Below are 10016 nucleotides of genomic sequence, written 5' to 3' on the forward strand. Positions count from 1 at the left end.
GGCCATGAATTCGAGGAAAAACGTCACCCTGTGGCTCGGCATCGGAATCGTGTCCGCGTTGCTGCTGCTGATGGCGGTCAGCCTCTTCTACGTTCCGTACGGGGCCAACGAGATGAATATCGCGCACCGCCTGCAAGCGCCGGGCCGCGCCCACTGGTTCGGCACGGACAATTTCGGCCGGGACATCCTGAGCCGGATCATGGAAGGGACGCAGACCGCCTTCGCCGTCGGCTTCTTCTCCGTCTGCATCGGAGCTGCCGGCGGATTCGCCGTCGGCTCCGCCGCAGGCTACCTGGGGAAATGGACCGACGAGCTGCTCATGCGGGCTGTGGATGCGCTCATGGCGTTTCCCGGCATTCTGCTGGCGCTCATCTTCGTAACGATTTTCAAGGCCAGCTTGCCGCAGACCGTCATCGCGATCGGGGTGATCTTCATCCCCGGCTTCGCGCGCGTCATTCGCGGCGGCTTCCTGCAGTACAAGGAGGCCGACTTCGTCAAAGCGGCGCGAGGACTGGGCGCGGGACACGGCACCGTCATCTTCCGCCATATCGTGCCGCACGTGCTGTCTTCCGTCATCGTGACGGCGTCGCTCTGCTTCTCCACCGCCATTCTGGCGGAGGCGGCGCTCAGCTATCTCGGTCTCGGCGTGCAGCCCCCCGATCCGAGCTGGGGCCGCATGCTGAACGAGTCGCAAAGCTATATGAACAAAGCGCCCTGGTTCGCGCTCGCTCCAGGCCTGTTCATTACGGCGACCGTGCTCGGCTTCAATCTGCTCGGAGACGGCATCCGCGATTTGCGGGACCGCCGCGCTTAACAAGGAAGGAAGGGATCGGAATGCAGGCATCGAATGAAGAGACGGACGCTCGCCTTCCGCTCTTGGAAATACGCGATTTGCATGTCGAGTTGACCGCCCCGCGCCGAAGGCTGCCGGTGCTGGAAGGCGTTCGGCTCGAAGTCCGGCCGGGGGAGACGGTCGGCATCGTTGGGGAGTCGGGCTGCGGCAAAAGCGTGCTGTCGCTCTCGCTTCTCGGCTTGTTGCCGCCCGCGATGCGAATCCGGGAGGGCGAGATCCGCTATGCGTCCGAGACGCTTCCCCATGCGGACGAGGAGTCGTTCCGGCGAATCCGGGGGAAGGAGATCGCGATGATTTTCCAGGATCCGATGTCCGCCTTGAATCCCGCGCTGACGATCGGGGATCAGGCGACGGAGATGGCGCGGCTCCACCTCGGGCTGACTCGCCGGGAAGCGCGGGAACATGCGGCGGCCCTGTTCCGCAAAGTCGGGCTCCCCCGCCCGGAGGCGCTCCTGCGGGATTACCCCCATCGGCTGTCGGGCGGCATGCTGCAGCGCGTCATGATCGCGATCGCCCTCTCGTGCGGTCCCAAGCTGCTGATCGCCGACGAACCGACGACCGCGCTGGACGTGACCATCCAGGCGCAAATTCTCGATCTGCTCCGGAAGATCCGGGAGGAGGAAGGCACGGCCATTCTGCTTGTCTCGCACGACTTGGGCGTCATCGCGGACATGTGCGATCGCATCGCCGTCATGTATGCGGGCCAGATCGTGGAAGAGGGCACCGTCGCGGATCTGTTCGATTCGCCGAAGCATCCGTACACGATCGCACTGTTAAACGCGATTCCGACGCCCGCCAAGAAGCACGAGAAGCTGTTCGCCATCCCGGGAACGGTGCCGGCGCTGAACGAGCGGGGCACGGGGTGCCGCTTCCATTCGCGCTGCCCCCATGCCGACGAGCGATGCCTGCTGCAAGCGCCGCCCGTCGTGACGGTTCGGGGCGTCCATTCCGCCCGCTGCTGGCTGGCTGCCGAGGAAGGAGGGCTCTCGAATGCCGTCGGTTGAGCCCCTGGTGCAATTCGACAATTTGCAGAAAATTTATCCGGTCTCCGGATTCGGGAGGAAAAAAGCATCGCTGCGGGCGGTGGACGGCCTGACGTTGTCGATTCATGAGGGCGAGACGCTGGGACTGGTCGGGGAGAGCGGCTGCGGCAAATCGACCACCGGGCAGCTCGCCGCCCGTCTCCTCGATCCGACGGGTGGCATCATTCGGTATCGGGGAGCCGATCTGGCGCAGTTTCGCGGGAAGTCGGCCAAGGCGATGCGCCGGAAAATCCAATATGTGTTCCAGGATCCTTACGCCTCCCTGAACCCGAGGCACGCGGTTGCCGAATTGCTGGAGGAGCCGCTGCGAATCCACCGGATCGGCGACAAGCGGGAGCGGAAGCGCCGCGTGGACGAGATGCTGGAGAGGATCGGCCTGGAAGCCTCCTACGGGAAGCGCTACGTGCACGAACTGAGCGGCGGGCAGCGGCAACGCATCGGTATCGCGCGGGCTTTGATGCTGAAGCCGGAATTTCTCATCCTCGACGAACCCGTGTCCGCTCTTGACGTATCGGTGCAGTCGCAAATTTTAAATCTGCTCAAGGAGTTGCAGTCGGACTTCGGCTTGACGTATTTGTTCATCTCGCACGATCTGAACGTCGTACACTATATGAGCGACCGGATCGCCGTCATGTACCTCGGCAAAGTCGTCGAAGTGGCGGGCGTCGACGATATCTACGCCAAGCCGCTTCATCCGTATACGCAAGCGCTCGTCTCGGCCATCCCAACCGAACATCGCCGGGAGAAGCGGGAGCGTATTCTTCTGAAAGGAGACATTCCGAGCGCGTCCGACGTGCCTGCGGGCTGCTCCTTCCACACCCGCTGCCCTTTGGCCCACGACCGGTGCCGCCGCGCCGAGCCGGATCTGCTTCCCGCCGGTTCGGGGAATCGCTCGGTCCGGTGCCACCTCTATGCCTGAACCCGAACGGAGCTGAACGCGTGGTCGATCTATGAGAACCTGCAGGCCTTTGAACGGAACCTGGCGGCGGAACCATACCGGATCAACGAAGAGTGGATCGTCATCGGGGATGCCGGCTGGTACGACTTCTCCTTCGGCGATTCCCGGTACGGCGAGGACGAGTTCCTGAAGATGGAACGCGGCCAGCGGGTTTGGAAAGATAAGCTGTACGCCCGCTGGGACCGTTCTCCGATCGAAATGAGCCGTTTTTTCCGCCTGAAGCTGCGAGCCCAGCTCGAACGGTTCAAGGACCGCAAGATCGTCCTTGCGACGCACGTGGTTCCCCATCCGCATTTCACCGTTGCGACGCCCCATCCCGTGTGGGATTATTTCAATGCTTTTCTCGGAAGCAGGAGCTACGGGGATTTGATCCGCGAGTTCGAAAAGCTCGGTGCGGTTCGCCGTCTCCGGCCACGTTCATTATCGGGAAGGCTCCTCGGCTGCGCACCGTCTGACGGCTGGCTACAGGTCAAGCGTCGCGGACGGCGGAAGCCGAAAGCGCCCCGGCGGGCACGGATTGCGCATTCAGGTTGTGCGGCCGCCGCCCCTCAGACGCCGCTTGGTTCATGCCTGGGAGCGGACGTGAAGCCGCCCCGACGCTGCGATGGATTGTATTCCCACAAAAAAATTGGGCAAATGTCTTTTCTTTTGCTGATGTCTATGCTATACTATATCTCGTTCGCTGTTACGCAATGCATTTCGAGACGTGGCTCAGCTTGGTAGAGCGCTTGCTTCGGGAGCAAGAGGTCGCAGGTTCAAATCCTGTCGTCTCGACCATTTCTAACAATTACGGAAGCCCTGAATTTCAGGGCTTTTTTGTTTTTCAGAGCAGCAGCGCAAACAGCAAGACAACCGCCTGGAGAGGTCATCCTCTTCCAGGCGGTTTACGTTAGAGCGGTCAATCGCGGGCAGCGGGCTGCAGATCTTGCGTGTCTTTCTTGTTCAGAACGTTGTCCTCCAGCACCGCGAACTTGTCTCCGTATTCCTTGATGATATGCCTTTCTCCCCAAGCGCACAGCGAATCCAGGATCGACTTCAGACTCCAGCCGTATTCGCTGAGCTGATATTCGACCTTCGGCGGCACCTGATTGTACACGATCCGCTCGATAATCCCGTCTTCCTCCAGCTCCCGGAGCTGCTGCGTCAACATCTTCTGCGTAATGGCCGGCATCAGCCTCTTCAGATCGCTTGTTCGTTTCTTGCCGTGCGTCAGATGGCAGAGAATGACGCACTTCCACTTGCCTCCGATCACTTCGAGCGTCGCTTCGACCGCGATGTTGTATTTTTTCGGAGCCACGGTTATCGCCTCCTGTATGGAATAAGGGAATAGGTACTTTTTAGTACCTATAGTACTTTGAAGTACGTACTATTCTTTTCGACTCACTGGATTCATAATAACATTCGCGGCCGCTAAAAGATAGATAGGAGTGAACAAGATGTCGTTGAATTGGAAAAGAAGCTCTCTGGCGTTGCTTGCGCTCGCCATTAGCGCATTCGCGATCGGAACGACCGAGTTCATCAGCGTGGGGCTGCTTCCTCTCATCGCCAAGGACTTCCACATATCGGTGACGGTGGCCGGACTAACCGTCACGCTCTACGCGCTGGGCGTAACGTTCGGGGCGCCCGTGCTGACGTCTCTGACTACGGGAGTTCCCCGGAAGACGCTGCTGCTCGGCATTATGATCGTCTTCATCGCGGGCAATACGCTCGCCGCCTTGTCCGGGAGCATCGCCGTGCTGCTTGCGGCTCGCGTCCTCTCAGCCTTGGCGCACGGCGTCTTCATGTCCATCGGCTCGACCATCGCGGCCGATCTCGTCCCGGCGGACCGCCGGGCCGACGCGATTGCGACGATGTTTTCCGGACTGACGGTCGCCACTGTCACGGGAGTGCCTCTGGGCACCTACATCGGGCAGCAGCTCGGCTGGCAGGCAGCCTTCGCCGCGATTGCCGCCATCGGCGTGCTCGCCTTCATCGCCAACGCGATTCTCGTCCCTTCGAGCCTGCGGGGCGGCGTCCGGACACCGGTTCGCGACCAGGTCAAGCTGGTGACGAACGGCCGGCTGCTGCTGGCCTTCGCCATCACCGCGCTCGGGTACGGGGGAACGTTCGTCGTCTTCACTTATTTATCCCCTTTGCTGCACGATATAAGCGGGTTTAAGGAGTCGACGGTGGCGCTTATTCTGCTGCTGTACGGGATCGCCATCGCGATCGGCAACGTCGTCGGAGGCAAGGCGGCGAACCGCAGGCCGCTTACCGCTCTGCTGTATATGTTCGCGGTTCAAGCCGCCGTGCTGATCGTCCTTGCGTTTACCGCCCCCTTCAAGGCGGCAGGGTTGGCGACGATCTTCGCGATGGGCTTGCTCGCCTTCATGAACGTCCCCGGACTGCAGCTTTACGTGGTGAAGCTGGCCGAGCGGTTCGCGCCGAAGGCGGTGGACGTCGCTTCCGCCGTCAATATCGCCGCGTTCAACGCCGGGATCGCCTTTGGCGCCTACCTGGGAGGGATCGTATCCGACCGGTTCGGGCTGATCTACACGGCGCCGGTCGGCGCGGCGATGGTTCTGTTAGCCCTAGCTTTGACGGGCTGGAGCCGGGTGCTGGAGGGCAAGGACGCGCGGGAGTGCGAAGCCGGAGCGGCCATTCATCGGGCAGGCTAATCGAATCCGCCCCGCGAACATCGGTATTGATCTTTTAAACAAGAAGGAGATTGACGATGATTCAACATCTGCAAAGTAAAACGACGCTTTACAACGGAGTAGAGATGCCTTGGGTCGGACTGGGCGTATTCAAGGTGGAAGAAGGCGAGGAATTGAAGGAGGCCGTGAAGGCTGCAATCCGGTTCGGCTACCGCAGCATCGATACGGCTGCGATTTACGGCAACGAGAGCGGCGTCGGAGAAGCCATCCGGGAAGCGTTGGCCGAGAACGGCCTCTCCCGGGAAGATCTCTTCGTCACGTCGAAGGTATGGAACGCCGATCTGGGGTACGAGTCGACGCTGGCCGCATACGAGGCGAGCCTCGCCAAGCTGGGCCTCGACTATCTGGACCTGTACCTGATCCACTGGCCGGTGGCCGGCAAATATAAAGAAGCCTGGAGAGCGCTGGAGAAGCTGTACAAGGAGAGCCGCGTCCGGGCGATCGGAGTCAGCAACTTCCAGGTTCACCATCTGGAAGATTTGATGGCCGGAGCCGAATGGAAGCCCATGGTCAATCAGGTCGAATTCCATCCGAAGCTCACGCAGAAGAAGCTTCTCCACTACACGAAGGAGCAGGGAATTCAGCTGGAGGCGTGGTCGCCCCTCATGCAGGGGGAACTGATTCATGATCCGGTTGTCCAAGAGATCGCCTCCCGTCACGGGAAGAGCGTCGCCCAGGTGATTCTGCGCTGGGATCTGCAGCACGGAGTCGTGACGATTCCGAAGTCCACGAAGGAACACCGGATCGCGGAGAACGGGTCCCTCTTCGATTTCGAGCTGTCGGATCAAGAGATGGAGAGGATCGACGCGCTGAATGAAGACCGGCGAGTAGGACCGGATCCCGACAACTTCGATTTCTAATATTCGCTTCGCAAAAACGGCAAGGCGCCATTCCTGCCCATGCGGCAGGAGATGGCGCCTCTGTTTTCTCTCTTCATTACAGACCTTGATCCGTCGTGCCGGCTCCCTCGTCGAAGCCCTCCAGCGACTCGTCTCCAAGGCCGTCGGCTCCGGCGAACATGCCGCCGAGCAGATCGTTCAGCTGATCTTCCGGGATGATCTGTTCGGCCTTCGGCTCGCCGAATTCGAACTTCACGTCGCCGTTGATGTCGGTCAGCTCGGATACGACTTTGATCGTGCCGCTGCCGGACTGTCCGTTGTCTTCGATCTCGCCCTTCAGCGTGATGTCGCTGTAGCTCGCGTAGCCTTGGTCGTCGATGCCGAAGTTGACGACGGCGTCCATCGACTTGACCGTCTTGTTGAATTCGGCAAGCGCGTCCTTGATTTCTTGATCCTTGGTCTCGGAGAGCTGCTTCTTCGCCTCGTCCAGATCCTCCGGCTTCACTTGGAGCAGGTTGCGGTACTCTTCGTTGTTCGCCAGCAGATCGATCACTTCCGGCGCGATGTCCTTAATGAGCGTGTTCACGAACGGCTCCACTTGATCCCTGGTCACGTGCAATTGAACGACGCGCTTCAGTTTCTTATCCTCCGGAATACCCGCGTCCTTGGCCTTCGGCTCGGACAAATACGTCTTCTCGTCGAGATGCTTGAAGGCGATGCCGTAGACGTCGTTGGTCAGCTTCACCGAGCTGCCGATGTCGATCGTAGACGGCCATTCCGTGCCTTGCTCCTCGGCCAGCTTCTTCAGGTCGAACTCCACGAACTTGCCCGTGACGTCTTCCGGCAATCCCAGCATCGGAATGTTCGGCACCTGAATCCACATTTTCTCCTGGTTCATGATCATCGGCACCTGGAACGACATCGCCAGGTCGCCGGATACGCTAATTTTCAATTTGAGCTCGATCAACATCGGATCGGCCCTGTAGGCACCGGTCCAGCTCAACTCGGCATTCTGAAGCATGCCGATCGCGCCGGCCGCTCCTTCCTCCTGCAAGACTTCCTCGGGCAGCTTCAGATCCTGAATCTTCAGGCTTCCGCTCAATCCGTAGGACTTCATGTCCGCGGACTTCTCCAGAGCGGCCTGAAGCGAATCCTTCGGCGACTTCGATTCGCTGCAACCCGCGAGGATCAACGCAAGTGAAAGGAACAAAGACAGAACGGCGACTACACTTTTCCCCTTGAACAAATCAATAACTCCCCCCAAATCATGACGTTTCAGAAAACGAAATGCAGGTTTATTGTATCTTAAACCCCTGCACCGGGGAAGTTTTTTTCCTTAAAAAATCATTAAAATGCAAACAAATGGCGGGTGAGTTGTCAATGAATGTCTTTCTTTTTGAAGCGCCCGCCGCGCACGTCGTGAATATTGCCTACGGCCAGGAAGGCCGCCGGGTCGAGCTCGGTGACGATCGATTTCAACTTGGCTTCTTCCATACGGGTTACGACCGTAAAAATGACCTGCTTGGAATCCCCGGAATATCCGCCTTCCCCGTTCAGGTAGGTGACGCCCCGGCCGAGACGGCTGACGATCGCTTCGCCGATCTCGCGGTAATTTTCGCTAATGACCCAGATCGATTTCGATTCGTCGAAGCCCTCGATTGTGAGATCCATCACCTTAAACGCGATAAAATAAGCAATCAGGGAAAACATCGCGTTGTCCCAGCCGAAGACGAGCCCCGCGCTGCCGAGAATGAAGACGTTGATGAACATGACCATCTGGCCGACGGAAAACGGCGTTTTCTTGCTGACCATAATCGCCACGACTTCGGTTCCGTCCGTCGTTCCGCCCGAACGGATGACGATACCGACGCCGATGCCGAGCAGAATGCCGCCGAAGACGGTGGCCAGCAAGGTTTCGTCGGTAAACGGGTCGACATGATGGAGCAAGGTAGTGGTGACGGACAACGTGACGACGCCGAGCAGCGTGGATAGCGCGAACGTTTTGCCGATGGATTTGTAGCCTGCAATAAGAAACGGAAGGTTAAGAACGAAGAGGAAAATACCGAGCGGGATATGGGTCAAATGCGCTCCCATGATCGATAAGCCGGTGATGCCGCCGTCAATAATGTTGTTGGGAATCAGGAAGATTTCCAGGGCGACCCCGGCCAGAACGGCTCCGAAAATAATTAAAACGACCCGTTGAGCGATCCCTAAAGGGGTTAGCTTATTGTGCTGAATAGGCTTGGCTTTGACGGCGGATTGAACGGTAGCTGGACTGGTCATAGGCACCTCCTAATATTTTTATATGCTTTTATTATAACAGTGATTTGCCTGCGAGTAAAATGAAGCGCTTTCATTGTCATAATGAAGTTAGACTTGTTAACGCTAAGCTTCCTTTATCACCATGCCATATCGGTTAGCAGCGGCGGAAGGCAACGTCGCCGTTGCCTTCGGCGTTATCGGTATTTTGCAGATAGAAAAAACAGCCGGATGCGCATTTGCGCGTTCCGACTGGTTGGAATTCGATATTTCGATTTGCGATGTTAGCCTTCGCCGTTGTTGTGCCGGCTGTGATTGCGGTTCTTGACCTTTTTGGACCCGGACAGCGGCTCGTTCGGCTGCCGGCCGTTGCCGTCGCGCCGGTCGTGGGCGTGCTCCGAACCGCCCTCCGGGGAGGCCACCGATTGCGCTCTTGGTTTGCTCATGGGTTAGCGTCTCCTTCTCAGGTCGTCTTCGGATTCGCCAAGTCCGTCGGATCGTCGTGATTGAGCGCATCCTGGTGACGGCGATCGTTCGTTTGCTGTTGAATCTGCTGAGCATGATGGCTGTTGACCGGAGCGCGCTCCAGATTCTCCACTACGTTGCTCAAATTTTTATCGGGCATCCCGTTGGCGTTGGACATGCTCGGCCCCCTCTCTCTTCATGCGTGAGTAAAATGATGCAGCGCCTGCGCGCATTCGTGGAGATGCCGCCGGTAATCCGCGATCAGCTCCTGCATAACATCCGTGCGCTCGTCCACCGATTGGCCGTCCCTCTCCACGTCCGACAGCTGAATGTCGATCTCCCGGCTGTCCACATATTTGACCGAGAAGTCAAATTCCAAGTCCTGCCGTCCCGCGGATTGAATGCGGACGAGCAGCGTATCGGGGTTTTTCTCGTCTTCGGTGACTTCAGCCCGATCTCCATCGCGCAGCCGTTCCGGCAGCGTCCGGCGCCAAGCTTCCGCCAGATCCCGCTGGGGAACGGTCAGTTCGTCATACCTCGCCATCATCGACACCTCCGCTCCGTTAGGTTGGCCCGGGACGCATTCGTTCATGCACCCCTTTACCGGAACGTTTGTTCGATGTATGACAGAGGGGCTAAGATCCCATATCCTCCAATCCGGAAGGAGTTTGTGCCCTGAGTTCAGACACGGCTTTACTCGTAATCGATGTGCAAGTCGGCATGTTCCCCGAGAACGATCCGGTCTATGCAGGAGACCGGCTGGTTTGCGGCGTTTGCGAGGATGGCGAATGCGGCCGATATCGCATTTCAATAAGAAAAACGCCTGGCGGCGTCCTTTTAAGTTCGTTCAACTGAGTTCATACGTGTAAAATGGCCGGGTGTGGGAGAAAAACTTATACCCGG

The 10016-nt window shown here is 58.7% G+C and carries 12 protein-coding genes and 1 tRNA gene; 7 read left to right on the forward strand and 6 right to left on the reverse strand.

All coding sequences use genetic code 11. From position 1 onward, the window contains the following. Positions 1–4: 4 nt before the first annotated feature. The 5 genes from G485_RS0112435 to G485_RS0112455 all read left to right on the forward strand — a co-directional run bounded on the left by G485_RS0112435 (position 5) and on the right by G485_RS0112455 (position 3631). On the forward strand, positions 5–814 hold the full coding sequence (locus tag G485_RS0112435; protein WP_027092836.1) for an ABC transporter permease: 810 nt from the start codon (positions 5–7) through the stop codon (positions 812–814). Between the two features lie 20 nt (positions 815–834). Further along, positions 835–1857: an ABC transporter ATP-binding protein gene (locus tag G485_RS26250; RefSeq protein ID WP_035155976.1), complete on the forward strand. Its 1023-nt coding sequence runs from the start codon at positions 835–837 to the stop codon at positions 1855–1857. After that, positions 1844–2815, forward strand: coding sequence for an ABC transporter ATP-binding protein (locus G485_RS0112445; protein WP_027092837.1), 972 nt, complete (start codon positions 1844–1846; stop codon positions 2813–2815). Before G485_RS26250 ends, G485_RS0112445 begins: the two co-directional genes overlap by 14 nt. A gap of 171 nt (positions 2816–2986) precedes the next feature. Next, the gene (locus G485_RS29070; protein ID WP_027092838.1) at positions 2987–3577 is read left to right on the forward strand and encodes a metallophosphoesterase family protein; all 591 of its coding nucleotides are present in this window, start codon (positions 2987–2989) and stop codon (positions 3575–3577) included. After that, positions 3555–3631: transfer RNA gene (locus G485_RS0112455), tRNA-Pro, on the forward strand. Before G485_RS29070 ends, G485_RS0112455 begins: the two co-directional genes overlap by 23 nt. Before the next feature lie 121 nt (positions 3632–3752). Here the strand turns inward: G485_RS0112455 and G485_RS0112460 are convergent. After that, complete coding sequence (locus G485_RS0112460; protein ID WP_027092839.1) at positions 3753–4151, reverse strand: winged helix-turn-helix transcriptional regulator; 399 nt, start codon at positions 4149–4151, stop codon at positions 3753–3755. Between the two features lie 139 nt (positions 4152–4290). Between G485_RS0112460 and G485_RS26255 the strand changes: the two genes are divergently transcribed. Beyond that, positions 4291–5511 carry an MFS transporter gene (locus G485_RS26255; RefSeq protein ID WP_051318230.1) on the forward strand — a complete coding sequence of 407 codons (1221 nt, stop codon included), beginning with the start codon at positions 4291–4293 and terminating at the stop codon, positions 5509–5511. Between the two features lie 56 nt (positions 5512–5567). Next, positions 5568–6410, forward strand: coding sequence for an aldo/keto reductase (locus tag G485_RS0112470; RefSeq protein WP_027092840.1), 843 nt, complete (start codon positions 5568–5570; stop codon positions 6408–6410). 76 nt (positions 6411–6486) lie between these two features. On the opposite strand, the gene G485_RS0112475 is transcribed toward G485_RS0112470, so the two are convergent. The 5 genes from G485_RS0112475 to G485_RS0112495 form a co-directional block, all read right to left on the reverse strand. Beyond that, positions 6487–7635, reverse strand: a complete 1149-nt coding sequence (locus tag G485_RS0112475; RefSeq protein WP_027092841.1) for a hypothetical protein — start codon at positions 7633–7635, stop codon at positions 6487–6489. A 131-nt stretch (positions 7636–7766) separates the two neighbouring features. Continuing rightward, positions 7767–8672 carry a YitT family protein gene (locus tag G485_RS0112480; protein ID WP_051318231.1) on the reverse strand — a complete coding sequence of 302 codons (906 nt, stop codon included), beginning with the start codon at positions 8670–8672 and terminating at the stop codon, positions 7767–7769. Between the two features lie 260 nt (positions 8673–8932). Then, positions 8933–9094 (reverse strand): small acid-soluble spore protein P, encoded by a 162-nt coding sequence (locus G485_RS26260; RefSeq protein ID WP_035155980.1) that lies wholly within the window; start codon positions 9092–9094, stop codon positions 8933–8935. A 17-nt stretch (positions 9095–9111) separates the two neighbouring features. After that, positions 9112–9291, reverse strand: coding sequence for a hypothetical protein (locus tag G485_RS0112490; protein WP_027092843.1), 180 nt, complete (start codon positions 9289–9291; stop codon positions 9112–9114). Positions 9292–9309: 18 nt separating this feature from the next. Next, positions 9310–9657, reverse strand: coding sequence for a hypothetical protein (locus G485_RS0112495; protein WP_027092844.1), 348 nt, complete (start codon positions 9655–9657; stop codon positions 9310–9312). Positions 9658–10016 lie beyond the last annotated feature (359 nt).

The sequence above is a fragment of the Cohnella thermotolerans DSM 17683 genome, assembly GCF_000429825.1.
Lineage (GTDB): Bacteria > Bacillota > Bacilli > Paenibacillales > Paenibacillaceae > Cohnella > Cohnella thermotolerans.